This window comes from Halolactibacillus miurensis, assembly GCF_900116255.1.
Classification (GTDB): Bacteria; Bacillota; Bacilli; order Bacillales; family Amphibacillaceae; genus Halolactibacillus; species Halolactibacillus miurensis.
Genome location: NZ_FPAI01000002.1, coordinates 32,213 through 57,381 on the forward strand (window position 1 = coordinate 32,213; position 25,169 = coordinate 57,381).

The 25,169-nt window shown below is 39.1% G+C and carries 24 protein-coding genes; 22 read left to right on the top strand and 2 right to left on the bottom strand.

What is annotated here, in order from left to right; translation table 11 throughout:
* The first annotated feature begins 7 nt into the window (after positions 1–7).
* Positions 8–460: a transcriptional regulator ThrR gene (thrR, locus tag BM390_RS01870; protein WP_089852804.1), complete on the top strand. Its 453-nt coding sequence runs from the start codon at positions 8–10 to the stop codon at positions 458–460.
* A gap of 22 nt (positions 461–482) precedes the next feature.
* Positions 483–1,358 (top strand): prephenate dehydratase, encoded by an 876-nt coding sequence (pheA, locus tag BM390_RS01875; RefSeq protein ID WP_089852805.1) that lies wholly within the window; start codon positions 483–485, stop codon positions 1,356–1,358.
* A 98-nt stretch (positions 1,359–1,456) separates the two neighbouring features.
* Here the strand turns inward: pheA and BM390_RS01880 are convergent, their stop codons facing one another.
* On the bottom strand, positions 1,457–1,999 hold the full coding sequence (locus tag BM390_RS01880) for a transcription repressor NadR (RefSeq protein ID WP_089852806.1): 543 nt from the start codon (positions 1,997–1,999) through the stop codon (positions 1,457–1,459).
* Positions 2,000–2,188: 189 nt separating this feature from the next.
* On the opposite strand from BM390_RS01880, the gene BM390_RS01885 reads away from it, so the two are divergent.
* From BM390_RS01885 to BM390_RS01940, 12 genes are all read left to right on the top strand, one after another.
* Complete coding sequence (locus tag BM390_RS01885) at positions 2,189–2,722, top strand: LysM peptidoglycan-binding domain-containing protein (RefSeq protein WP_062318979.1); 534 nt, start codon at positions 2,189–2,191, stop codon at positions 2,720–2,722.
* A 108-nt stretch (positions 2,723–2,830) separates the two neighbouring features.
* Complete coding sequence (gene nadE, locus BM390_RS01890) at positions 2,831–3,580, top strand: NAD(+) synthase (RefSeq protein WP_062318981.1); 750 nt, start codon at positions 2,831–2,833, stop codon at positions 3,578–3,580.
* Between the two features lie 83 nt (positions 3,581–3,663).
* A complete protein-coding gene (locus BM390_RS01895; protein WP_062318983.1) occupies positions 3,664–4,389 on the top strand; it encodes a YebC/PmpR family DNA-binding transcriptional regulator in 726 nt (241 codons plus the stop codon).
* 237 nt (positions 4,390–4,626) lie between these two features.
* On the top strand, positions 4,627–5,223 hold the full coding sequence (gene ruvA, locus BM390_RS01900; RefSeq protein ID WP_062318986.1) for a Holliday junction branch migration protein RuvA: 597 nt from the start codon (positions 4,627–4,629) through the stop codon (positions 5,221–5,223).
* Between the two features lie 13 nt (positions 5,224–5,236).
* On the top strand, positions 5,237–6,247 hold the full coding sequence (gene ruvB / locus BM390_RS01905) for a Holliday junction branch migration DNA helicase RuvB (RefSeq protein WP_062318987.1): 1,011 nt from the start codon (positions 5,237–5,239) through the stop codon (positions 6,245–6,247).
* Positions 6,248–6,299: 52 nt separating this feature from the next.
* Complete coding sequence (gene queA, locus BM390_RS01910) at positions 6,300–7,328, top strand: tRNA preQ1(34) S-adenosylmethionine ribosyltransferase-isomerase QueA (RefSeq protein WP_062318989.1); 1,029 nt, start codon at positions 6,300–6,302, stop codon at positions 7,326–7,328.
* A 19-nt stretch (positions 7,329–7,347) separates the two neighbouring features.
* On the top strand, positions 7,348–8,487 hold the full coding sequence (gene tgt / locus BM390_RS01915; protein WP_089852807.1) for a tRNA guanosine(34) transglycosylase Tgt: 1,140 nt from the start codon (positions 7,348–7,350) through the stop codon (positions 8,485–8,487).
* A gap of 22 nt (positions 8,488–8,509) precedes the next feature.
* Positions 8,510–8,791 carry a preprotein translocase subunit YajC gene (gene yajC / locus BM390_RS01920; RefSeq protein WP_062318992.1) on the top strand — a complete coding sequence of 94 codons (282 nt, stop codon included), beginning with the start codon at positions 8,510–8,512 and terminating at the stop codon, positions 8,789–8,791.
* A gap of 223 nt (positions 8,792–9,014) precedes the next feature.
* The gene (locus BM390_RS01925; protein ID WP_062318994.1) at positions 9,015–10,553 is read left to right on the top strand and encodes a hypothetical protein; all 1,539 of its coding nucleotides are present in this window, start codon (positions 9,015–9,017) and stop codon (positions 10,551–10,553) included.
* 186 nt (positions 10,554–10,739) lie between these two features.
* Positions 10,740–11,240, top strand: a complete 501-nt coding sequence (locus BM390_RS01930; RefSeq protein ID WP_082394344.1) for a sigma-70 family RNA polymerase sigma factor — start codon at positions 10,740–10,742, stop codon at positions 11,238–11,240.
* A 21-nt stretch (positions 11,241–11,261) separates the two neighbouring features.
* Positions 11,262–12,476 carry an anti-sigma factor gene (locus tag BM390_RS01935; RefSeq protein WP_062318996.1) on the top strand — a complete coding sequence of 405 codons (1,215 nt, stop codon included), beginning with the start codon at positions 11,262–11,264 and terminating at the stop codon, positions 12,474–12,476.
* 215 nt (positions 12,477–12,691) lie between these two features.
* On the top strand, positions 12,692–13,339 hold the full coding sequence (locus BM390_RS01940) for a DUF421 domain-containing protein (protein ID WP_062318997.1): 648 nt from the start codon (positions 12,692–12,694) through the stop codon (positions 13,337–13,339).
* Here BM390_RS01940 and BM390_RS01945 read toward each other — a convergent pair.
* Positions 13,311–14,849, bottom strand: a complete 1,539-nt coding sequence (locus BM390_RS01945) for a putative polysaccharide biosynthesis protein (protein WP_177220603.1) — start codon at positions 14,847–14,849, stop codon at positions 13,311–13,313. The genes BM390_RS01940 and BM390_RS01945 overlap by 29 nt on opposite strands.
* Positions 14,850–14,986: 137 nt before the next feature.
* On the opposite strand from BM390_RS01945, the gene BM390_RS01950 reads away from it, so the two are divergent.
* The 8 genes from BM390_RS01950 (at position 14,987) to BM390_RS01985 (ending at position 25,070) form a co-directional block, all read left to right on the top strand.
* Positions 14,987–15,280: a post-transcriptional regulator gene (locus BM390_RS01950; RefSeq protein WP_089852809.1), complete on the top strand. Its 294-nt coding sequence runs from the start codon at positions 14,987–14,989 to the stop codon at positions 15,278–15,280.
* 61 nt (positions 15,281–15,341) lie between these two features.
* On the top strand, positions 15,342–17,627 hold the full coding sequence (gene secD, locus BM390_RS01955; RefSeq protein ID WP_089852810.1) for a protein translocase subunit SecD: 2,286 nt from the start codon (positions 15,342–15,344) through the stop codon (positions 17,625–17,627).
* 74 nt (positions 17,628–17,701) lie between these two features.
* On the top strand, positions 17,702–18,034 hold the full coding sequence (locus BM390_RS01960) for a LapA family protein (protein ID WP_062319007.1): 333 nt from the start codon (positions 17,702–17,704) through the stop codon (positions 18,032–18,034).
* A gap of 60 nt (positions 18,035–18,094) precedes the next feature.
* Positions 18,095–20,398, top strand: coding sequence for a single-stranded-DNA-specific exonuclease RecJ (recJ, locus tag BM390_RS01965; RefSeq protein WP_062319009.1), 2,304 nt, complete (start codon positions 18,095–18,097; stop codon positions 20,396–20,398).
* Positions 20,388–20,903, top strand: a complete 516-nt coding sequence (locus tag BM390_RS01970) for an adenine phosphoribosyltransferase (RefSeq protein WP_062319011.1) — start codon at positions 20,388–20,390, stop codon at positions 20,901–20,903. The genes recJ and BM390_RS01970 overlap by 11 nt, the downstream gene beginning before the upstream one ends.
* A gap of 192 nt (positions 20,904–21,095) precedes the next feature.
* Positions 21,096–23,291: a RelA/SpoT family protein gene (locus tag BM390_RS01975; RefSeq protein ID WP_089852811.1), complete on the top strand. Its 2,196-nt coding sequence runs from the start codon at positions 21,096–21,098 to the stop codon at positions 23,289–23,291.
* A 12-nt stretch (positions 23,292–23,303) separates the two neighbouring features.
* A complete protein-coding gene (dtd, locus tag BM390_RS01980; protein WP_089852812.1) occupies positions 23,304–23,753 on the top strand; it encodes a D-aminoacyl-tRNA deacylase in 450 nt (149 codons plus the stop codon).
* A 357-nt stretch (positions 23,754–24,110) separates the two neighbouring features.
* The gene (locus tag BM390_RS01985; RefSeq protein WP_062319015.1) at positions 24,111–25,070 is read left to right on the top strand and encodes a PstS family phosphate ABC transporter substrate-binding protein; all 960 of its coding nucleotides are present in this window, start codon (positions 24,111–24,113) and stop codon (positions 25,068–25,070) included.
* Positions 25,071–25,169: the final 99 nt, after the last annotated feature.

Below are 25,169 nucleotides of genomic sequence, written 5' to 3' on the forward strand. Positions count from 1 at the left end.
GAAGCAGATGATGAAAAATGAAAAAGACACTTTTTATCTTGTGCGTGGTGATTTTTTACCAGAGGCAATGAAAAAGACGCTCCAAGTAAAAAAAGATTTGGAGCGTGGTAAAGCGACATCGATCTACGAAGCTGTACAAAAAGTTGGGTTATCACGCAGTGCCTTTTATAAATATCGAGACGCTGTTTTCCCTTTTCAAGCGATTCAACAGACAAAAATTATTACGTTGTTTTTCCATTTAGAAGATCGTTCAGGTACGTTATCGCATTTACTTGATATGGTGGCTAAAGCGGGCGGGAATATTTTAACGATCCATCAATCGATTCCATTAAACGGTAAAGCCAATGTCACCGTGTCACTCGATATTGAAAATCTGAAAATGGATTTAGACGAGTTATTAACACGACTCAAGCAACATCAATTTATTGAGAAGGTTGACGTATTAGGTTCAGGCGCGTGAGGCGTTAGAATGGAGGTAAGGGATGAGTTATTCAGTAGGCTATTTAGGGCCGAGAGGCACGTTTACAAGTATGGCGGTGGATGCGTTATTTAAAGGTGAGAAACACATGCCTTATCAAACCATTCCCGATTGCTTTGATGCGGTGAAGTTTGGGCATGTAAAATACGTGGTCGTCCCGCTAGAAAATACGTTAGAAGGAACGGTGAATTTAACGCTTGACTATCTGATTGAATCAAAACAGCTAAAAATCGTCAGTGAAATTGTTGTCCCTATTAGACAACATTTCATGGTACATAAAGAAAATGCCTTGCGTTGGCAAGACACAGATGTGATCTATTCACATCCCCACGCATTGGCGCAATGCCATCAGTTTTTAACTCAAGATATGCGACAAGTGAAGAAAGAAATGTATAATTCAACAGGTGCAGCAGCTCAGTTTGTCAGTGAACATCCAGAACAATTGATTGGAGCCATTGCCAATGAAAAAGCGGCCGAAACGTATGATTTAGCGATTATTAAACGAGACATTCATGATATTGCGAATAATCATACGCGCTTTGTCGTCTTACATAAAAATGATACGGCACTCAGGTCAAACAACTTACCCGTTAAGGGGTTTAAAACAACCTTTATGATTGCCTTACCGACTGACCATGCCGGGGCACTACACCAAGTGTTATCGGCATTTGCGTGGCGCCGGATTAATTTATCTAAAATTGAATCGCGTCCAATGAAAACAGCCCTTGGTCAATATTATTTCCTTATTGATATTGAACAAAAAATGGATGATATCCTTATTCCAAATACGATTCAAGAGCTAGAAGCTATTGGTTGCCAAGTAGAAGTTTTAGGGAGTTATCCTTATTACCACGTAACAGAAGTACTTCATGACGTTTAACGACATTTTTATATACAAAGGCCCAAACGACATTGTTCGTTTGGGCCTTTGTTGTTTATCGTATTAAGGCATGGTGTTTGATCACTGGCTATGTGTCCTTACCCTTCGGAATGGAAGATAAATCCTCGTTCTTCAAGCGCATGGATACAACTGTCAATCTTTTCTTCTCTATCACTTTCTAAGGTGTGAATGTGAACCCCATCGGTTAACTCAGCTAAATAGGGTGCGTTTGTCGTTTTAATTTTTGTTAGAAATTCATTGACATCGTGACGGTCTTTTAACATCAGTGTGGCCTCTAAGTCCCCGTATACAGGATGTTCAATAACGACATTCCTCACCATCACCCCTTGGTCTACCATGAGGTACAATTCTTCCGCTGTTTCTTCTGGTGTGTGCTGACAGACGATGAGGCGCTTAAAAGTCCGGTCGTTTTGGGTATGTTTGATTAATAAATACCCTTGGCTCGTCGCCATGATTTGTTCGCCAGTAGCTTTAAGTAAAGAGATATCTTGTACAATGACTTGACGACTGACGCCTGTTTTTTTAGCGAGCGCATTACCGGTAAGTGGTTCAGATGCTTGGTTAAGTACCTTTAGCAAGTAGTCGCGTCGGTCGGTGCCTGACATTTTTTGTTCTGACATAGTTTCTCATCCTTCATTCATTATCGTTGTATTAAGTTTAGTGTAGGTGTTTACAGCTGAAAATGCAACGGTTTCCCTATGTGATTTCAAATGAACAGATTAATTTCTTAAAAATTCGCTTAAAAGACCGCTTGTTTTTATAAATATAGACATAGGTGCATAGACTAACGGTAAAGGAGGCGTTAACTCATGCGTATTCATATCGTTCGTCCGAAAGAAACCTTTGTGACCATCGCCAATAAATATCAAGTAACGTTGGATGATTTAAGACAATTTAACCCTGATTTTATTCAACCCGACTGCTTAGTCGCTGGTATGAAGGTGTACATTCCTAACTTAAAAAAAGTCACCGAAGCTTTTCAAGACAGTGATCACCATCAAAGTCCAACAAACAGTAAAGAAATCAAAAAGGAAGGGAATGAAGAGGTAAACCTGAAATCGACTGAACACACCCTCTCATCTGAAAAAGAACAAGTGCTAACAGACAAGTCAGCTCTTATTTCTATGAAAGAAGATAAAAAAAAGTTAGTCATAAACAAACAATCAAACGCAAAAACAATGGAAAAAGGACAGGAGACTAAAGAAATACAGAAAGATTCTCAACCGTCTCACGCGACCAATATACAAACGCCAAAACGCAAGCACTATGAACCGTGGCCGCCAATTAAACGTACGGCTCAAAGTTGCCAATATTACTGTGGATATTGTCATCACTGTCGCTAAATGAGACCCAGTATGATGAAGAGATGAAACTCATCGTATGATTGGATTGAAACTTTCGCGTTTTTAAGGAATAATAGAACTAGACGAATAAAAGGAGCGAAAGTACTCATGGAGAAAAAAGTCAAACATTTAGTATCATGGTTAAAAGAAAAAGTGGGAGAAGCAAACGTAAAAGGATTAGTTGTTGGCGTCAGCGGAGGGATTGATTCAGCGGTTGTTGCCCATTTAATTAAACGCGCCATGCCAACCAATAGTTTAGGTGTGATGTTACCGTGTAAAAGTCATCCGGGAGACTTTGATGATGCGATGCGTGTGATTGAATCAGCTGATTTAAACGCAATCACCGTTGATTTAACTGCCACGCATAATACATTATTTAGTACAATTACTGACGTGTTAGCTGAAGAAAACATGCATCAACCAGCTAATGATCAGTTAGCTGATGCTAACTTGCGTGCGCGTTTACGTATGAGTACACTGTATACCATTGCGACGAATCACCATTATCTTGTCGTAGGGACGGATAATAAAGCAGAATGGCATACCGGTTATTTCACAAAGTACGGGGACGGGGGCGTCGATATTGCGCCGCTTGTACATTTAACAAAAGGAGAAGTAAGAGATATGGCGCGTTACTTGGGTGTGCCAACAGCCGTCATTGATAAGAAGCCAAGTGCGGGTCTTTGGGAAGGGCAAACCGATGAGAATGAAATGGGTACAACTTATGACATGATTGATCGCTATTTAAAAGGCGAACCTATTCCTGAAAAAGACCAGGCCATTATTGATCGTTTACATGCGCGATCACACCATAAACGTGACGGGATTGCTTTTCCACCGCCGTTTGAAGAAGCCTAGATAAGATTTTTTAAAATAGACCACTTTCATGTTAGAATGAAGAAGATGAGATGAACAATCACGATATGAAAGGGGTCATATAGATGGCTGGACACTCTAAGTGGAAAAATATTCAGAAACGTAAAAATGCTCAAGATCAAAAACGCGGAAAAATCTTTATGAAACTAGCAAAAGATATTTACGTGGCCGCTAAAGAGGGCGGTGCTGACCCGGAGATGAATCCGAGCTTACGATTAGCGGTTGATAAAGCGAAGGCCAACAACATGCCAAATGACAACATTGACCGTGCGATTAAGAAAGCAACGGGTAATTTAGATGGGGTGACGTATGAAGAAGGGTTTTATGAAGGATACGGGCCCGCGGGTACGGCTGTCATGGTTGAAATTTTAACCGACAATAAAAATAGAACTGCAGCTGATGTACGCCACGCCTTTTCGAAGCACGGCGGCAATCTCGGTGAGAATGGTTGCGTGAGTTTTATGTTTCATCGTAAAGGTTACTTATTAATTGACCGTGAGACAACAGAGGCGGATGAGGATACGCTCATGTTGGCGTTACTTGAAGCGGGAGCTGAAGAGATGGAAACGTCTGAGGATGTTTTTGAAATCTATACCGAACCTGAAGACTTTAAATCAGTCAAACAAGCACTAGAAGCTGAAGGTTATCAGTTCGAGGTAGCTGAAGTGACGTTTATACCGACAACAGAAAGTGCATTGTCAGAGACAGACCAACAACTATTTGATAAGCTAATCGATGCCTTAGAAGACTTAGAAGATGTTCAAGAAGTTTATCATAATGCTGCGTCATAAAGTGAGCCCAGTGAGATGAATCGATCTTACTGGGTTTTTTGCGTGAAATGATAAAAATGCGGTTTATTGATGAGAGAAAAAATAGAAAGTGGTGATATTTCTTCTTAATAGGCTATTTTACTATACGATTTGTTTAAAAAGTCGAACGATCATGACCAAAAGTTGATGAATAAATGTTATAATGGTGTATTGTATGCGCCTATTCATATGGAGAAAAAGAACGGATGGAGTGAAACCATGTTTGATTATATAAAAGGCACACTCGTTGAAATGACGGAAGTGTCAGCAATTATTGATATAAACGGCGTTGGTTATGATATTATTTGTGCCAATCCTTTTGACTTTGAACGATTGATTGGTCAGTCAGTAAAAATCTATACCCATTTTCATGTTAGAGAAGATGCACAAATACTGTATGGCTTTAAAAGTCGTGATGAAAAAACATTATTTAAGAAAATTTTAAATGTTTCAGGTATTGGACCAAAAGGTGCCTTATCGATTGTAGGACAAGGTGAGGTCGATTTATTTGTTCAAGCAATAGAAGAGGAAAATGAAAAATACCTTACCGGATTTCCTGGTGTCGGTAAAAAAACCGCACGCCAAATGATTCTTGATTTAAAAGGGAAATTGCCGTTTATGGTGTCTAAGTCAGATCAAGACAATAAGTCAACCGGTGAAGCGAATCCGCATGCGCTTGTTGAGGCAAAAGAAGCACTCAAAGCACTTGGTTATAAAGAGCGTGAAATAAAAGCCATTGAACCACAATTAAGACAAGCAAAAGAACAAACGACCGATGCGCTCATCCGTAAAGGTCTCATGTATTTGACACAGTAAAGGAGGCGGTAACGTGGAAGAGAGAGTGATTCAAGGTGAATCGTTGGTTGGAGAAGAAGAAGAGTTAAGTCTTAGACCACAAACATTGAAGCAGTATATCGGTCAAACAAAAGCAAAAGAAAACTTAGCCATTTTTATTGAAGCTGCAAAAATGCGCGAAGAACCACTCGACCATGTCTTACTTTATGGTCCCCCGGGGTTAGGTAAAACAACGTTAGCTCATATTATCGCCAATGAAATGCAGGTGGAATTTCGAACGACGTCAGGTCCTGCGATTGAAAAGGCGGGTGATTTGGCGGCTATACTATCTTCGCTTGAAGCGGGCGATGTGTTATTTATTGACGAAATTCACCGACTGCCGCGCGCAGTAGAAGAGATCCTTTATCCAGCAATGGAAGACTTTTGTTTAGATATTGTTATTGGAACAGGGTCCACTGCTCGCTCGGTCAGACTTGATTTACCGCCCTTTACCTTAGTTGGGGCTACGACACGAGCAGGACTTTTAACCGCTCCCTTACGGGATCGATTCGGCGTTTTAAGTCGGTTAGAATATTATGGGGCAGAAGCTCTAACAGAAATTATTATTCGTAGTGCCGATGTGTTTAATGTCGGCATTAATAAACAAGCGGCGATTGAAATTGCGAAACGTTCCCGTGGTACCCCAAGAATAGCCAATCGCTTACTAAAACGTGTCCGTGATATCTCACAAGTAAAAGGAGAGTCAGAGATTAGTATGTCAACGGCAAGTATCGCCTTAGATATGTTACAAGTCGATAAAATCGGGCTCGATCATATTGATCATAAATTATTACTGTCGATTTTAGATCAATTTAACGGCGGGCCTGTTGGCTTAGATACATTATCAGCGACCATTGGTGAAGAATCACAAACAATTGAAGACGTTTATGAACCTTTCTTGCTACAAAAGGGCTTTATTCAACGGACGCCACGCGGACGTATCGCAACGGAACAGACGTATCGGCATTTTAATCGATCGTATAAAAATGACACAAATCAATCATAGCAACGTGAGTCAACGCACGTTTACATGAGAATAATAATGAGAGGTGATAGAGGTGAATATAGAAGATTTTGATTTTCATTTGCCAGAAGAATTGATTGCGCAAACACCACTAAAAGATCGGTCGTCTTCTCGGCTATTAGTAATGAACCGACAGACACGGACGATAGAGCATCGTCATTTTAAAGATATACTCGACTACCTAAATAAAGGAGATGCGCTCGTCTTAAATAATACGAAAGTTCTACCGGCTCGCGTATTTGGCACAAAAGAAGAGACAGGGGCCAATATCGAAATGCTCCTCTTAACGCAACACGAAGGTGATACGTGGGAAGTCTTAGCTAAGCCGGCGAAAAAAGTGAAAGAAGGTACGATCGTTAGCTTTGGTGATGGCAGATTAACAGCCACATGCACAAAGATCTTAGATCATGGCGGACGTTTAGTGGAGTTTAGTTATGACGGTATCTTTTTGGAAGTATTGACAGAGCTAGGTGAGATGCCACTGCCGCCTTATATTAAAGAAACATTAGATGACCAAAGTCGTTATCAGACTGTCTATGCTAAAGAAGAAGGATCAGCGGCTGCGCCTACGGCGGGTCTCCATTTTACAGAGGCATTACTCGAAGAAGCAAAAGAAAAAGGTATTGAGATTTGTTTTGTAACGTTACACGTGGGCCTTGGGACGTTTCGTCCAGTCAGTGTAGATAAAATAGAAGAGCATGACATGCACAGTGAATTTTATATTTTAACAGAAGCTGAAGCTGAAAAAATCAACCGTGTGAAACAATCTGGTGGTCGAATCATTTCTGTCGGCACAACCTCAACAAGAACGCTTGAGACAATCGCGAGAGACCATGATGGGGCAATTACAGCTGCCACTGGCTGGACCAATATCTTTATTTATCCGGGCTACCCATTTAAAGCCATTGATGGTTTGATTACGAACTTCCACTTACCAAAATCAACATTAGTGATGTTAGTCAGTGCCTTTAGTGATCGTGACTTTATTATGGAAGCTTATCACGCCGCAATTAATGAACGTTACCGTTTCTTTAGTTTTGGTGACGCAATGTTTATCCAATAATTAGAAAGTAGGATGATGTATGACAGCAATACGTTATGAATTAATTAAAACATGTAAACAAACAGGCGCAAGACTTGGACGCGTCCACACCCCGCACGGGTCATTTGAAACACCTGTCTTTATGCCCGTCGGAACGCTTGCGACGGTGAAAACAATGAGCCCTGAGGAATTAACCGAGATCGGCGCCGGGATTATTTTATCAAATACGTATCATTTATGGTTAAGACCAGGTGAAGATATCATTGAAGAAGCTGGAGGTCTCCATAAGTTTATGAACTGGGACGGATCAATTTTGACCGATTCTGGTGGCTTCCAAGTCTTTAGTTTAAGTGACTTACGCAAAATTGAAGAAGAAGGGGTCCACTTTAGAAATCATATCAGTGGTGAGAAACTCTTCTTATCCCCTGAAAAAGCGATGCAGATTCAGAACTCACTTGGGTCGGATATTATGATGGCCTTTGATGAATGTCCACCGTATCCAGCCGAGCATAAGTACATGAAAAATTCAGTAGAACGGACGAGCCGTTGGGCTGAGCGTTGTTTAGAAGCGCACAAACGTCCACAGGACCAAGGGTTATTTGGGATTGTCCAGGGTGGTGAATACGAAGATCTTCGTCGTCAAAGTGCGAAAGATTTAACATCGCTTGATTTTCCAGGTTATGCGATTGGTGGTCTATCTGTTGGTGAACCAAAAGATGTCATGAATCGTGTGTTAGAATTTACAACGCCACTCTTACCGAATGAAAAACCGCGTTACCTCATGGGGGTTGGTTCACCGGATTCATTGATTGACGGGGCCATTCGTGGGGTGGATATGTTTGATTGTGTCTTACCAACCCGTATCGCTCGTAACGGTACACTCATGACCTCACAAGGGCGTCTTGTCGTAAGAAACGCGAAATATGCGCGTGACTTCTCACCAATTGACCCTAATTGTGATTGTTATACGTGTAAAAACTACACCCGCGCTTACGTGCGTCACTTAATTAAAACAGATGAAACATTCGGTTTAAGATTAACCTCTTATCATAATCTATATTTTCTGGTAAAATTGATGGAGCAGGTTCGACAAGCGATTCGAGAAGATCGTTTAGGTGACTTCCGTGAGGAGTTCTTTGAACAATATGGTTTTAACAAACCGAATGCGAAAAACTTTTAAGTAAGAGAGAGGAGGAAATAGTATGCAAGATTTATTAAATATGTTACTTGGCTTATCACCTATATTAGTGATGGTTGTGGTGTTTTACTTTTTCTTAATTCGTCCACAACAAAAACGTCAAAAACAAGTTAGTCAAATGCAACAAAATTTAGCTAAAGGTGACCAAATCATTACGATTGGTGGTCTCCACGGCACAGTTGATGCGATTGATGAAGATGTTGTTGTGATTAAGATAAACGAAAATAATCGTTTACGCTTTGATCGTTCAGCGATTCGTTCGGTTGTCCAACAAGAACAAGCATAAAGACCACATACACACGAAAAGCGCTAATGTTTGTAAAACATCAGCGTTTTTCTTTTTTTTTGCTTTAAAAGTTTTTTCATAAACAAAAGCAAGAAGTATGGTAAGGCTAAACCATAAACGTGAATGTTTTGTGAACAAAGAGAAAAACCTGTTTACTCATTCACAAATTAATCATACAATGAAACGGATTATGTAAACGTTTAAACATGAGAGGAGAAAAAACATGGAACAATTATTACAACAAGTAGAAAGCTTGCAGTTACTTAACCACTTTTTATTATCGTTGTTTATCATTATTCCGATGGTACTCATTGCCAGGACCGTGGTCGCTGGTACGAGGTACTCACCGATTTTAATTATCGTTATTTTTGGTTTGGCTATGGGCTTTGTGCTCGTATCAAGCGGCGTGGCAGAACCGGGGTTACAACAATTTCCGGTCGTTGAACTTATATCGAAAACAACCAGTATTGCCTTGATTGTGACTTTCTTTGTGGGCGGTCAAGAAATCAGAAAGATTTTCGGAAACAAAGAAGGCGCAACAAAAGATTTACTCATACATAATGAAGAAGAAGCGGTGTTAGGAACCACCCGGACACAAATGGTCTTAATTGTCCGCTCATTCTTCTTATTGATTGGGATTGAAGCATTAAGTCGAATTATTCTGGGTCTTAATTCAAGTCCACTATCGAGTTATTATCCGATTATGGCTTACTTAGGATTAGTGGGATCGATTATACTAATAGATAGTAAGGCGAAGATTTTAGAAAAACCTCTCTATATTAGAAAAGGTGTTTTAGAAATTATCGTGATTACGGGTATTCTTGTTTTAGCGTACCATTTATCGATCTTTGTTAATGACCTCGTTGCCCTACCATCGATCTTCTTTGCGATGGTACTCGCGACAGCTTTAGGGATGATTTGCTACGACTATGTCTTTGGTCCAACAATAAAAGCGTTACTCTTTGCGGGGATTCCCGTTGTACTTGCTGGGAACTTCACTGTTGGTGGTTCACGTATTATTGAAGTGTTTGATATGGAAGGCGCAGCTAGTGTCTTAGGCTATGGTTTCTTCGGCCAAGTCTTTTGGATGTTTGGCGGGATGGCCTTACTCATGTACTTTGGTAAAACGCAAGCCGTGAGAAACTTAGCACCAGGGATGGCAGGTGCCTTATCACATACAGGTTTAACGGGTGCTTGTACCGCAGGTGACTTAGGAAAGCGTGCGGCTAATCGTGCGCCGATGCTTGTGAATATTCCATTTGCGATGCACATCTTTGTCTTCTCAATTTTAGCGATGAGCTCTGACAGAGGATCATTGTTAATGATTCCAGCCATTATTATGGCTATCATCGGTTTTGGCTTACTTATTCTCGGATTAAAAAACATAAAAAAACCGGACAATGATGATAAAAAAGAAATGGCTGCCTTACTACAATTCGGCTTTGGCTGGCAGTTAATCGCGATTTTCGGCGGCTTAATCATGCTTAGCTTCAGTTCCATGAATCTTGACTTTGCGGCGATGGCAAAAGCGAGTGCGATTTCACACTTCGGTCTTTTTGCGGCTATTCAAGAGGGAATGTTTGGCGCAGAAGCCGCAGGATTAATTACGTTCACATTCTCTATGACCTTCCTTGTTCACCCATTCGTGTTCTTCATGTTTGGTAAGGCGATGGAGAATAATGAAGAGATGCCAAAATTACCGGTGTATATTTTAAGTATTGTCGGTTTTATTGGAATCGTCGGTTCGATTATCTTTTTATAAAAACACAATTAAATGTAGAGTTTACATGATTATTATGAACGACCAACAGGTAATGTTACCATGTTGGTCGTTTTTTTATCAGGCTTTCACCGTACATATGTTAGACTTTACAATTATGGTTATTTTTTAGAAAAAACGTGTAACTTTTTCTCGACTGATCCGTGGATAGAGTGAAAGGAGGTTTCGATGGAAAAGCATCTGGATTTAGAAGACATATATTTACTCTATATAAATGACTTGTACGCCTACATATTTTCTTTGTGTAAAAACAAATCACTTGCTGAGGACATTGTTCAAGAGACCTTCTACCGAGCCTGTCTATACTTAGAAACGGATAATATAGAGAAGATTAAACCGTGGTTGTTTAAAGTAGCCTATCATACGTTTATAGACGTTATAAGAAAAGACAAACGCTTAGTACAAGTCAAGGACGATGAAGTATTGAATCACCTACTTGACCAGAACCAGGTGAAAAGTGCAGAAGATGAATATATGGTAAAAGATCAACTGAATGATTGGTTTAGGGTAGTTGATCAATTAACGCTATACAAAAGAAATGTCATACTACTCAGAGAGTATTATCAATTATCTTACCAAGAAATCGCTGACATGTTAAATATATCATTAAGTAAGGTGAAGGTTACCCTTTATCGCGGACGAAAAGAGATAGAAAAAAAGCTAGACTGAATTTTCAAGGAGATGATTAGAGTGGAATGTAAGGACGTTGAAAATAAGTGGGAAGCGTATTTGAACGGCACATGTTCTGAAGAAGATGAACAATTGATGGATGAACATTTAAACAGTTGTGAGCGATGCCAACACAGACTTGAAATGGAGATGGACGAGCAAGAGAGTCAAACTATAAAAGAAAAAAGACTGATAGAGCATAAGGACAGGGTGAATGAGTTACCGGAAAAAAAACAGAAACGATTGTTGCGACGGGCTAAATGGAAAAATAGATTAACAAACGCCTTCACTCTCTTTTTCTTGTTTATCTTAATAAGTTTCATCTCTGGTTTACTAACGGCTTTATATTATGGGTTTGGTGGAGAAGACGGAAAAGCCAATCAAGCGATGCAGGTAGTTAAAACAGCTACACAAATGACTATGCCTAATGTATATCTTGGGAGTAGTGGATTACATACTAATTTATATTTTACTGCTGATATGGATTTATCTATTAAGAAACAACTGGGAAGGAAAAGAAAAACGATTGGTCAATTAGAAGGGAAAATGTTTTTAAATCAATTGACGGTTAATCGAGATTGGCATGATGGACAATATGATGTACAGTTATACTTTCTGCACCCATGGTTTGTATCGAAACAATCTGAGGAGGAACAGGGTTATTACGAGCAAACATTAAATCAAACATGGGACACGTTAGAACTACTTCCTGAAGGAACCGTGTCTGAATTGGCGATTACATTCGACGATTTATATGAATTCACAGAGGTGTATGAACTTTTAGAAGATATGGAGGTTGACATCGTTTGGTATGCGATTGATACTGGTACAGAAAAAAACGGATCTAGTGATGGTTCGCCATATTTAAGTGCTATTAGTGATATTTGGGGATTCCATGAAGATGCTGTATTTGACTTAACGAATTTTGATTTTATCACTGAAAGAGGAGATGGTGATAAGCGAGAGGAAGCATTTACAACAGGGCTCAAATTTCTTGCCGAAAATGAAAAACTAACAGAAAGGTATCTACCATTTATGAATCGAGACGTGAGTATAGATGAAAGGTATCGCTTTGTAGAAGAACATGGCGTGAATACTTATGGCGTTGTTGTCACAGGTCCTAGTAAAGAACTGCTCAAACTTCAAGAAAATGAAGCGATTATCTATGCCACAATGGGTGACGTTGATTTTTGGAATTGGTATAATAACTCTGCAGGTGGAACAATCTATAACTAATGTACCTTATCTCATCGAATCATTTATGTTAATGACATACTTTAATGAATTAATTACGTGAGTCTGACAAAGATTAAGAGCCAAACAGCGGCTCTTTTTGTTTTTAAAATACTAAAAGAAAGATATAATGATTTCTCTTTTAAAGTGTTAAGGTTATAACTTTCATTATATTCACACACACTAACGTATCATCAATGGATGTGGAGTTGATATTAATGGTATGGTTAACAATTGTGTCGTATTTAACAATGGTCACTGTCTTTCGGCTTATGGGTAAGCGAGAAGTAGGGGAATTAAGCTTGTTTGATGTTGTCATTTTTATGATGATGGCGGAATTAGGCGTGAATTTGATTGAAGATCCTGATTTAACGTTTAAAGACATTTACTTGCCGCTTGTTATTTTATTGTTTTGTCAACGCTTCAGTGCTTATCTAGCTTTGAAATTCCCCCGGGCAAGGCGTTTGTTTGACGGAGAAGCATCTTATATATATAAAGATGGTAAATTTAATCTAAAAGCGATGAGAAAAGAACGCTATAGCCTAACCGACTTTTTACAGCAACTGCACGAGAAAGAGATCAAAGGTCTGCAAGACCTTGATTATGCCTTACTTGAATCTTCAGGTAAACTATCCGCCTTTAAAAAAGACAAACAAGAATCTACCGGCGTCGTTTATGATGTTGTTCTTTATGGTGTACTTCAGAAAAACATTTTACGTCAAGCCGGTTTAACGGAAGAAGATGTGAAAAAATTCTTACGTTCAAATGGTTGTATCGGTTATCAAAATATTTTTTATTTAAGTGTGGACGGTGATAACCAATGGTTTTTAAAAAGTTTCAATGACGTTTTGACTTTCGCTGACTAAGCATTCGCCATTCACTTATTGTAAATAATTTAAAACCGAATGTTAGAAGAATAAAGATAATAAACAAGAAAGGAATACTGGATAATTCTAACCAAACGGACGCATCTATCAGTTTAAGCGCGAAGCGACAACTGGCTGTGATGGCCAGAAAGAAGATATATAACCCGATGACTTGATTTAAAAAAGGAAAAGTCAATTGATAACCGGTGGCTTTTTTAACGCTATTATAATGCAACAGAGTTGATATAATAGACAACAAAGATAAGCTGACAATGACGCCAACCATCGGATCAAGCCATCGCATAAAGTAGGTAAGGGCGGCTATTTTGACTAAGAAATTAATCATACTATTAAACATCGCCCGGTGGGTCTCATCGCTCGCCTGTAAAATGGCATGAAAAGGAAAGTGTAAATAAGTGAAAAAGTAAAAAAAGGCAAGCCATTTAATCAATGTGATACCTTTATCTGTATCGTACATTAAAAATAATAACGTATCAGGATAGACCATCAGAATGATGGTGAAAAAAATGCCGACCATAATGGAATACCTAACGGCTTGGTGAATACGGAAGTGCGTCTGTTTCATGTTTTTTTGCTCGATGGCTTCTGTTACACTAGGAATAGTTGCTTGCGCAATCGCTTGAGTGATAAACATGGGAAAATTCACGAGTGGAAATATATAGCCTGTCAGTAAACCATAAGCTTTTGTCGCGCCAGTAATTGATAAACCATTTAAGACGAATTGTCGATGAATGATGAGCGGCTCTAAAAAATGACCGAAACTGTGAATCATGCGCATACCGGTTGTTGGTAAGGCAATAGAGAGCAGCTCCTTGGTTAAGTGCTGTGGTCGCTTAGCCTGTTGCTTTTTAGGTAACTGAACATTTACATATAGGATTAATAAATAAAACAAGCTAAAACATTCACTGATCACACTTTGCCATAATAACTTTTCTGCTAAAACTTCAACGGTATCAAAGGGATAGTCTTTTAATCCATACAGCAACAATAACAGTCTAACGATTTGTTCTAATAGCTGAGATACGCCTTGCGGTCGCATATTATGTAACCCTTGAAAAAATCCTTTTAACACACTTGAACATGTCGCCAGTGGAATCAGCCAGAGTAAGGGCACGAGCGCAAGGTAAACGCGTTGGTCAGAAAAGAGCGGTAGTAAAAAAGTATCCTTAATAATAAACAACAACACACTCGTTGTTACACTCAAGATGAGAGCGATGGTCAGACTGGTATAAAATAAACGTCGTATCGTCTGTGTATCATGTTTACTATAATATTTACTGACGCGTTGACTAATTGCAACAGGTAAGCCTAATTGAGTAAAAGTAAAGATAAAAAAGAAGGTAGGAAGAACGAGGTGATAAAGGCCGATGGCTTCTTCTCCTACAGCTCTGACCATAATTAAACGAATGAAAAATCCAAGGAACCGAACGATGAGCCCGGTAATAACGAGTGTTAAGGTACCATGAATAAAACTTTGAGGTTTGGACAACTGAAATTCCTCCCTTTCCAAATAATGATTCTTCCGCTACAATAGATATGTTACAAATCTTCATCCTAGACTAATAATGATAGAATAATCGAATAAACAATAGACTGATGACATTTTAATTGAGAGGAGGAAATCTGGTGGAGCCTAAATTAGTATCCGAATGGAAACTGTCGCTCGGCACGGTTATTGATAGTAAGGTAAATGAGTTGATTTACTTAGGATATGATGAAGCGGATGCGACGACTGTATGGCAATGTCTTATGAAAAAAGTCTGGAAAAAAGATAAGAATCTGTCTTTACATCAAGTCGTTCAAGATATCTTGCATTTAAAGCCGCATTTTTTTATGAGTTATATGACACAAATGGCTTATCAGACCGATGATCTATCCGGTGCGATTCAAGATGTGTTCAAACATAACGACATGAATTAAAGTCATGTATGATGTATGTCATCACATGGAGAAACTACAGAGATGAGAGGGAACGTTACATATGATTAAGAAAAACCGTATTATCGGCTTTTTTATCGTGCTTGCCACGTTAATTGCCGTTATTTCTACAACTGTATTTAGTATTAGTGAAGATGTTAAACTCGGCCTTGATTTACAAGGTGGGGTTGAGATTTTATATGACGTCGAACCGTTAGATGAGAGTCAAGCGTTATCAGAAGATATGCTTGATGCGACGGTCGAATCGTTGCGCCAACGTGTCGATGTGTTAGGCGTCAGTGAACCGAGTTTCACTATAGAAGAGCCTAACCGTGTCCGAGTACAACTGGCAGGCATTCAGAATGAAGACGAAGCGAGAGAAATCTTACAAACGACCGCACAATTGAGTTTTAGAAACGCTAATGATGAATTAATGTTATCTGGTGCCGACTTAGTAGAAGGCGCTGCGCGTCAAGATTTTGATCCGAATACGAATCAGCCGATTGTTTCCTTAGAATTAAAAGATGGGGCAAAGTTCGGTGACATCACGAGAGAAATTTTAGAAAGTGATGTTCAAAACACGCTTGTCATTTGGCTTGATTATGCTGAAGGGGATTCCTATCAAGAAGAATTTAAAAAAGAACCATATTATATGGGTGAAGATAAATTAGAAGGTGAACCAAAGTACTTGTCAGCACCGTCAATTGATCAAGTGATTAATTCACCACAAGTCGTGATTAATGGTAACTTCACCATTGATGAAGCCCAGCAATTAGCCGATTTGTTAAATGCGGGGTCACTTCCAGTTGATTTAACGGAAGTCTACACCACATCAGTCTCGGCTCAATTTGGGGTGGATGCATTAAATGAAACGCTTTTTGCTGGGGCATTAGGTATTATCTTTATTTTCCTATTTATGCTAGGGGTTTATCGTTTCGGTGGCGTTATTTCCATCATTACATTGAGCTTATATATTTATTTAGTTATTTTAGTATTCGAACTTATGAATGGTGTCTTAACCTTGCCTGGTATTGCGGCCCTTATTCTAGGTGTTGGTATGGCAGTCGATGCGAATATCATTACATTTGAACGAATGAAAGAAGAATTACGAGAAGGAAAGTCGATGATTGCGGCCTTTGAATCAGCGAATAAGAACTCCTTATCAACGATATTGGATGCGAATATTACGACGTTAATCGCTGCAACCGTTCTATTTATTTACGGGACAAGTTCAGTTAAAGGGTTTGCGACATTGCTCATTGTCAGTATCGTCTTAAGCTTTATTACAACCGTCTTTATTTCTCGCTTCCTCATGGGATTATGGATTAAGAGCCGTGCTCTTAATAAACGCCCACACTGGATCGGGGTAAAACAGGATCAAATCAGGGAACTAAGTGATACAACAGAAGTTGAGCCAACGTTCTTTAATAAACGCATTGATTTTGTTGCGCACCGGAAAAAGTACTTTATAGCCAGTGGTGCTCTAATTTTTGTGGGACTACTATCCATGCTGTTTATCGGTCTTAATCTTAGTATTGATTTCACAAGTGGCACACGTGTGGAAGTCAATACAGTTGAAAATATATCAGAAGAAGAGGCAAGAACGCACTTTGAAACCTTTGATTATGATGTCGAGACTGTGACCTTTTCGGGTGAGAATAACGAAATAGCGGTTATTCGCTTAAGTGATCAATTAAATCAAGAACAAGTCGCCGAGGTGCGTACTTACTTTAGTGAAGTATATGAGACAGAAGCAAGTATAAGTACGGTAAGTCCTGTTGTCGGTCAACAACTGGCGAGAAATGCGATGATGGCAGTAGCGATTGCCTCGATCTTTATTGTTATTTATGTAACCATCCGTTTTGAATTTAACTTTGCGATTGCGGCTATTATTGCGCTCTTACATGATGCGTTCTTTATCTTAGCCATCTTTAGTCTGACGCAAGTGGAGTTCAATGTGACTATCGTGGCGGCGATCTTAACAATTGTTGGTTATTCCATTAATGATACAATCGTTAACTTTGATAGAATTAGAGAAAATATTAAAAAGAAAAAATCCATCCGATCTTTCGATCAACTTGCTCGTATTGTGAATGATAGTTTAATTCAAACACTCGCGAGAAGTATTAATACTGTATTAACGGTTATTGTTGCGGCTATTTTCCTATGGATCTTTGGTGCGCCAGCGATTACCAACTTCTCATTTGCTCTAGTTATTGGACTCTTTGCTGGGATGTACTCATCAAACTTTATCGCCGCTCAACTGTGGTTAGTTCTACGCGGACGTAATATTAAAGAAAAACCGATTGTGTTTGTTGAGAAGAAACGCAATGACGGACCACAAGTTTAAGCGCTATGAGGTTTAGAACGTTACCAAAAGTGGTAAAAGAAAGTATCATTAAATATAGTAAATGAGGTGACGTGATGAAAGGACAGACGTATGTTATAGCGGCACTACTGTTTGCGTTAATTGTTGCAACGTTTGCAGTCATTAATGTAGACCAAGTAGAAGTGAATTATTTATTCTTTACGAGTGAATCGCCACTTATTCTAGTGATTTTAGTTTCAACACTTCTAGGTGGCTTAATTACGAGTGGGTTTGGTATTGCTCATTTAATAGGCGCGAAGAAAAAAATTCGTCGGTTAGAGTCTGAAAATCAACAATTACGGGCATCAACGGCTGTCAATGTTTCTAATGAAACGGACTCAGATGACACAACAGCTGATGTAGAAGTGATCGATTCAAAAAATAATTAATGATGATTAATTGAACCCCCTGATATTGTCTAGTATAATAGACAAGTCAGGGGTGAATTTATGTTAGAGAGTAAAATGAAATGGTCGTTTGATTCACTTGAACCTGTGAATGAAGCCCAAACGATTATGACACGCTTATTAGAAAAGCGCGGGGTCACAACAGACAAGGAACAAAAGGCCTTCTTGTCTCCTTCAATGAAGGATTTAATTGATCCCAGCCTTTTAACGGATAGTGAAAAAGTAAAGTCCCGCATTTTAAAAGCGGTTGAAACAGGCGAACCTATCATGGTATTTGGGGATTATGATGCAGATGGTGTCACATCAACGGTGGTTATGATGGAAACGTTAATCGAATTAGGAGCCATTTGTGACTGTTACATTCCTAATCGTTTTACTGAAGGCTATGGTCCGAATCCTGACGCGATGCGTCAGATTAAAGAAGACGGCTTTAGTCTCGTTATTACGGTTGATACGGGTATCGCTGCTTTTGAATCAATTGAAGTAGCTAATGCGATTGGGTTAGATGTCATTATTACTGATCACCACGAAGTCCAAGAGGTCTTACCTGATGCTTTTGCGGTGATTCATCCAAAAGTATCAGAAGATTATTCTTTTAAAGCACTTGCAGGTGTGGGGGTTGCTTTTAAACTAAGTCAATACTTACTTGGCTATTTTCCGGAGCAATTCCTTGATTTAGTGGCGATAGGTACCATCAGTGACTTAGTGCCTTTAGTAGGAGAGAACCGCGTACTTACTACACTCGGTCTTAAAAAACTGAAACAAACATCGAGAACAGGATTAGTGGCATTAAAATATGTCGCTAGTATTAAAGATGACGTGGATGAAGAAGATATTGGGTTTGGGATTGGTCCGAGACTGAATGCTGTGGGGCGTCTCGGAAGTGCTTTACCTGCTGTTGAATTGTTAATGGCGACCGATCCAGTTGAAGCTAATCAATTAGCTGAGATGATTAATAACATCAATCAAGAACGACAAGAAATTGTGAAAACCATTGCCGCGGAAGCGATTGAGCTTGTTGAAAACAATCCAGTAGAACACGAACGAGTGATTGTTGTCGCGAAAGAAGGTTGGAATGAAGGTGTCTTAGGCATTGTCGCCAGTCGTTTAGTAAGGACATATCAGCGACCGGTTCTTTGTCTTTCGATTAAGCCGGACCAGGGGATTGCGAAAGGTTCGGCTCGTAGTATTGATGCCTTTAACTTATTTGAACACGGAATGTCGGTGAGAGAGTTATTCATTAACTTCGGTGGACATAGTCAAGCGGCAGGGATGACGGTTGATTTAGATCGATTAAGTGAGCTTAGAGCCGTATTAAATACGATTGCAAAAGACACGCTCTCAGCTGAAGATTATAAAGAACATAAACAGATTGATTTAGCTGTAGATGTCAGTCAGTTGTCACTTGATTTAATAAGTAACTTAAACAAGTTAGCACCGTTTGGGATGGCTAATCCTAAGCCGCTCTTTTACGTCACGGGTATACCAAAAGATATTCGTAAAATTGGTGCTGACCAAACACATTTAAAATTTAGTTTGGAACAGAATCAATATCAAGTCAATGTGATTGGTTTTGGCTTTGGGCAGGACTATCATCATTTAAATCAAGATCAGTCAGTTGAAATCATCGGGTATTTATCGGTCAATGAATGGAACAATATTCGCTCTGTTCAGCTTATGTTAGAAGACCGCCGAATTCTTAGCCAACAAGTTTTTGATTTTCGCGGACGTAAGTTTTGGTATAAAGATGTGCTGCCTCATGCGGGTGAAAATGTCGTATTCGTGCATTTTAATCAACCAACAAAGATTGAGGATAGACAAAGTGAGCATAGTGAAACCGTGATCGCTCGCGGGACAACGATTCAAAATTTAATTGTGACAGACTTACCTGAGTCACTTGACCATTTCGTTACATTGATTAAAAAGACGTCGCCTGAAAACATATATTTATGCTACCAAGCAGATGAAGAGACGTTACAAGTATTACCGTCGCGAGATGATTTTAAATGGTTGTACGCCTTTATTATTAAGCAAGGCCAATTTTATTTGGAACGTGATAGTTTACGCGTGGCTAAACATAAGGGTTGGAAAATAAATAAAATTAAATTCATGATTCAGGTGTTTTCTGAGCTCGAATTTGTTAAAATAGCGAATGGGGTTCTTGTACCCAATCCGTCTGTTGATAAGCGGCCATTAGAAACGGCTAATAGTTATCAACGCCAACAGAACAAAATTGACATTGAATCGATTTTATATTATTCAAGTTATCAAGCGCTCGTTTCTTGGTTACTTACTGGATTAGAGTCAAGTGACTCACTAGAGGAGGAAAAAGTAAATGGATTATAAAAAACACATTGCATTAGTAGAGGATTGGCCAAAAGAAGGGGTACAGTTTAAAGATATTACTCCACTGATGGATAATGGCCCGGCTTATAAGAAAGCAGTAGATGAGATTGTGACTTATGCAAAAGAGCGAGACGTTGATATCGTCGTAGGACCAGAGGCACGTGGATTTATTGTCGGTTGTCCGGTATCATATGCCTTAGAAATTGGTTTTGCACCTGTCCGTAAAGAAGGAAAATTACCACGTGAAGTCATTAAAGTAGATTATGGTTTAGAATACGGTAAAGATGTCTTAACCATTCATAAAGATGCGATTAAGCCAGGTCAACGTGTATTAATTACCGATGACTTACTCGCAACAGGTGGAACAATTGAAGCAACGATCAAATTAGTTGAAGAACTTGGTGGAGAAGTCGTTGGGTGTGCGTTCTTAATTGAACTAGATTATTTAAATGGTCGTGATAAGTTAGAAGGATACGATGTTTTAACATTAATGCATTACGAGTAAACATGACGCGCCGTTGGGCGCGTTTTTTGCTAGGTTTTTAAAGACGTGCTTTCGAAAAAGTGATGGTTGATTATTCTTCATGTGCGCGCGTATTGATTAAACGACGTAACTTATTATAAAATAGAGGGAATCCATGTTATGATGGTAGATAATAAAGAGACATATACAGACTAAAGGATTTAGGTGATAAACATGGCAAGAGATTTAGTATTAACAATCGACGAGGTGATTGAAGAAGCCTCGCGTTATTTAGATGAAGCTGATATTGCGTTTATTCGCCGAGCATACGATTATGCCGAACAGGCCCACGAAGGGCAATTTAGACAATCGGGTGAACCTTATATTATTCACCCTGTTCAAGTCGCAAGTATCATCGTATCACTCGGTTTAGATAAAGAAACCATTGCGGCAGGTTTTTTGCATGATGTTGTAGAGGATACCTCTATTACATTAGAAGAGCTATCCGCAACTTTCGGCGAAGAGGTCGCCATGCTTGTTGATGGTGTGACAAAGCTAGGTAAAATTAAATATAAATCAAAAGAAGCGCAACAAGCGGAAAACCACCGCAAAATGTTTATCGCCATGTCTAAAGATATTCGTGTCATTATGATTAAACTTGCTGACCGCCTGCACAACATGCGCACACTAAAGCATGTACCCGCAGAAAAGCAGCGCCGTATTGCTAATGAAACGTTAGAAATATTCGCGCCCCTAGCGCATCGACTCGGGATTTCTACGATTAAGTGGGAATTAGAAGATGCAAGCTTACGTTACTTAAATCCACAACAGTATTACCGGATTGTGAATTTAATGAAACAAAAGCGCGAGGAACGTGAGCATTATTTAGATGATGTAATCGGTGAAGTCAAACGCCAATTAGATGATGTCAATATTAAAGCAGAATTTTCTGGGCGACCAAAGCACCTTTATAGCATTTACCGTAAGATGGTGATACAAAATAAACAATTCAATGAGATTTATGATTTATTAGCGGTGAGAATTATCGTCGATAGTATCAAAGATTGTTATGCCGTCCTTGGCATTATTCATACGTGTTGGAAACCGATGCCTGGTCGGTTTAAAGATTATATCGCGATGCCAAAACCTAACCTGTATCAATCGCTGCATACGACCGTCATTGGTCCGATGGGCTCGCCATTAGAAGTGCAAATCCGGACGAAGGAAATGCATGAAATTGCCGAATACGGGATTGCGGCTCACTGGGCCTATAAAGAAGGTAAGACGTTAACGAAAAAGCCTAACTCCGAAGAAAAACTCGCTTGGTTTAGAGAAATTCTTGAATCACAGTCTGATACGCATGATGCCGAAGAATTTATGGAGTCATTAAAAGTGGAGTTGTTTGCTGATTTGGTTTATGTCTTTACGCCAAAAGGCGACGTCATTGAACTTCCTAAAGGTGCTGTACCGATTGACTTTGCCTATAAAATTCATACAGAAGTCGGTAATCATACGATTGGCGCGCGTGTTAATGGCAAGATGGAACCACTGGATTATCAGTTGAAAAATGGGGACATTATCGAAATGATGACCTCAAAACATTCATATGGTCCATCACGTGATTGGCTGAAGATGACGACCACATCACAAGCGAAAAATAAAATTAAACAATTCTTTAAGAAGCAACAACGTGACGAAAATGTTGTGAAAGGTCGCGAACTCGTCGACCGAGAAGTGCGTACGACAGGTTTTGATCCAAAAGAAGTGCTTTCACAAGACAACTTACAAAAAGTTGCCGATCGTTTTAACTTTATAAGTATCGATGATATGTACGCTGCTGTTGGATATCAGGGAATTAATGCCACGCAGATTTCGACGCGCTTAACAGATAAGTTCCGTAAAAAAGAGGATAAACAAGAGCTACAGGAAAGTATTGAAAAAGTCCAGCAAAAACAAAAGTCAAGACCAACGAAGTCGAAATCATCAGGTGTGAAAGTTGAAGGTGTCGATAATCTTCTTGTTAGACTGGCGAAATGTTGTAATCCTGTTCCAGGTGATGAGATTATCGGTATTGTAACGAAAGGTCGTGGCGTGTCTGTTCATAGGAAAGATTGTCCGAATGTCAGTAGCCAAGAAATGAAAGATAAAGCACTGTCAGTGGAATGGGAAAATCATGATAGTATGACGAAGCAATATCACGTAGATATTGAAATCTCCGGTTATGATCGTCGTGGATTGTTAAACGATGTCTTGCATAACATTAACGAGATGGGGACAAATATTATTGCTGTTAGTGGTAAATCTGATCGAAATAAGATGGTGATCATTCACTTAACCATTCTCATTCATAACATTCAACATTTACGTAAAGTCGTAGATAAGTTAAAACAAATTAAAGATGTGTATACCGTTGAAAGAATTGTACAGTAAAGGGGTTTTAATTTGAGAGTTGTCCTACAAAGAAGTAAAGAAGCAAAAGTCGTTGTCGATGGTAAAGTCACTGGTCAAATTGATTTTGGCCTAGTCCTACTTGTTGGCGTTACTCAAGACGACTCGGTCGATGATGTCGACTATTTAGTCAAAAAAATTCCGCATTTACGCATATTCGAAGATGAAGCAGGGAAGATGAATCATAGTTTAATGGATGTTGGAGGATCGATTCTGTCGATTTCACAATTTACCTTATATGGTGACACGAGAAAGGGACGTCGTCCCAACTTTATGGCGGCCGCTAAACCGACACAAGCTGAAGAACTCTACAATCAGTTTAATCAACAATTAATGGATGCAGGTGTTCACGTTGAAACAGGTGTCTTTGGTGAAATGATGGACGTGTCACTCACTAATGATGGTCCAGTTACATTAATAGTGGATACGGATGACCGAAAATAATAGGTGTTTAATGACGAAAGATGTAAGTTTCCTTATTATGAGGATGCTTACATCTTTTTTGTGTTTTCGTCCAAATTATAAAAGACGTTGGTGTATTTTTAGAAAAGTCATTGATTTTTTCGAGTGAAAAACAAGTAGGTAATTTTAAGTCAGGTGCTATTCTATAAAAAATTTAAAAAAATAAGTCATAAAAACGTTGATATATCAATGATTTAGCTAATAATCATAACAAGTTTGTTGAACTTTACAACTTCTTTACACACGATTAACGTTAGCTTCATAACCGTTCGTTATGATGTAAGTGTGGCAAAGAGATATGTCATAAAAAAAGAGATGCCAATAAGGAGGACGAAAGAAATGCTGAAAATGAAAAAGGTATGGGTACTATTTACTTTAGTTTTAATGTTAGGTGTACTTGCCGCCTGTGGTGGCGATGATACGTCAAGTGATTCAGGTACAGAAACTGAAGAACTATCTGGTAGCGTTGTTGTTGATGGTTCAGGTACGGTTTATCCTTTGATGGCACGTATTGCCGAAGAGTACATGGTAACTGAAGAAGAGAATGTATCAGTTGAAGTTGCCCGCTCTGGTACAAGTGCTGGTTTCAAAAAGTTCTTAGCAGAAGACGGTACAGACTTTAATGATGCTTCACGTCACATTAAAGAAGAAGAACAACAAATGGCTGATGACTTAGGTATTGAAGTCAAAGAATTAAAAGTTGCGCTTGATGGTCTGACTTTCGTACTTCACCCAGATAATGATTGGGCAACAGAGTTAACAGAACAACAAGTGATTGATATTTTTAAAGCAGATAGCGACATTGAAAAATGGTCAGATATTAACCCTGATTTCCCAGATGAAGATATTAACACTTATGGCCCAAATGAAAACCACGGAACGTATGAATTCTTCTATGAAACAATTTTAGAAGAACAAGATTTAAAAGCAGACGCTAACTTACAACAAGATTACTCAACGCTTGTAACATTAGTGAGTGAAGATGTGAATGCGATTGGATTCTTTGGATTTGGATACTATGTAAACAACCAAGATCAATTACAAGCGGTAAATGTAGATTTTGGTGAGGGTCCTGTTGAACCTTCACTTGACACAATCGCTGAAGACGGCGACTATGCGCCATTTACTCGTCCCGTGTTCACTTACTTAAATGTGAACATGGCAAAAGAAAAGCCACAAGTCAAAGACTATGCCGTTTACTTGATGGAAAACGTTAATACATTTGCAGGAGAAACTGGTTTTGCACCTCTTCCAGAAGAAGAAGTTCAAGCACTCGTTGATGAATTAAAAGGACTATAATTTTTAGATAACGATAGTCAGTGAAGTTGAGCCTTTGGGCTCAACTTATTGGCTTGAAAAAGGTGGGTTTACTGTGGTAGATAATAATAAAGAAAGCAC

What these genes read in the sequence shown, in the direction of transcription:
- thrR (WP_089852804.1), top strand. Translation starts at nt 8, where the DNA reads ATGATGAAAAATGAAAAAGACACTTTTTATCTTGTGCGTGGTGATTTT.
- pheA (WP_089852805.1), top strand. Translation starts at nt 483, where the DNA reads ATGAGTTATTCAGTAGGCTATTTAGGGCCGAGAGGCACGTTTACAAGT.
- BM390_RS01880 (WP_089852806.1), bottom strand. Translation starts at nt 1,999, where the DNA reads ATGTCAGAACAAAAAATGTCAGGCACCGACCGACGCGACTACTTGCTA.
- BM390_RS01885 (WP_062318979.1), top strand. Translation starts at nt 2,189, where the DNA reads ATGCGTATTCATATCGTTCGTCCGAAAGAAACCTTTGTGACCATCGCC.
- nadE (WP_062318981.1), top strand. Translation starts at nt 2,831, where the DNA reads ATGGAGAAAAAAGTCAAACATTTAGTATCATGGTTAAAAGAAAAAGTG.
- BM390_RS01895 (WP_062318983.1), top strand. Translation starts at nt 3,664, where the DNA reads ATGGCTGGACACTCTAAGTGGAAAAATATTCAGAAACGTAAAAATGCT.
- ruvA (WP_062318986.1), top strand. Translation starts at nt 4,627, where the DNA reads ATGTTTGATTATATAAAAGGCACACTCGTTGAAATGACGGAAGTGTCA.
- tgt (WP_089852807.1), top strand. Translation starts at nt 7,348, where the DNA reads ATGACAGCAATACGTTATGAATTAATTAAAACATGTAAACAAACAGGC.
- yajC (WP_062318992.1), top strand. Translation starts at nt 8,510, where the DNA reads ATGCAAGATTTATTAAATATGTTACTTGGCTTATCACCTATATTAGTG.
- BM390_RS01925 (WP_062318994.1), top strand. Translation starts at nt 9,015, where the DNA reads ATGGAACAATTATTACAACAAGTAGAAAGCTTGCAGTTACTTAACCAC.
- BM390_RS01930 (WP_082394344.1), top strand. Translation starts at nt 10,740, where the DNA reads ATGGAAAAGCATCTGGATTTAGAAGACATATATTTACTCTATATAAAT.
- BM390_RS01940 (WP_062318997.1), top strand. Translation starts at nt 12,692, where the DNA reads ATGGTATGGTTAACAATTGTGTCGTATTTAACAATGGTCACTGTCTTT.
- secD (WP_089852810.1), top strand. Translation starts at nt 15,342, where the DNA reads ATGATTAAGAAAAACCGTATTATCGGCTTTTTTATCGTGCTTGCCACG.
- BM390_RS01960 (WP_062319007.1), top strand. Translation starts at nt 17,702, where the DNA reads ATGAAAGGACAGACGTATGTTATAGCGGCACTACTGTTTGCGTTAATT.
- recJ (WP_062319009.1), top strand. Translation starts at nt 18,095, where the DNA reads ATGTTAGAGAGTAAAATGAAATGGTCGTTTGATTCACTTGAACCTGTG.
- BM390_RS01970 (WP_062319011.1), top strand. Translation starts at nt 20,388, where the DNA reads ATGGATTATAAAAAACACATTGCATTAGTAGAGGATTGGCCAAAAGAA.
- BM390_RS01975 (WP_089852811.1), top strand. Translation starts at nt 21,096, where the DNA reads ATGGCAAGAGATTTAGTATTAACAATCGACGAGGTGATTGAAGAAGCC.
- BM390_RS01985 (WP_062319015.1), top strand. Translation starts at nt 24,111, where the DNA reads ATGCTGAAAATGAAAAAGGTATGGGTACTATTTACTTTAGTTTTAATG.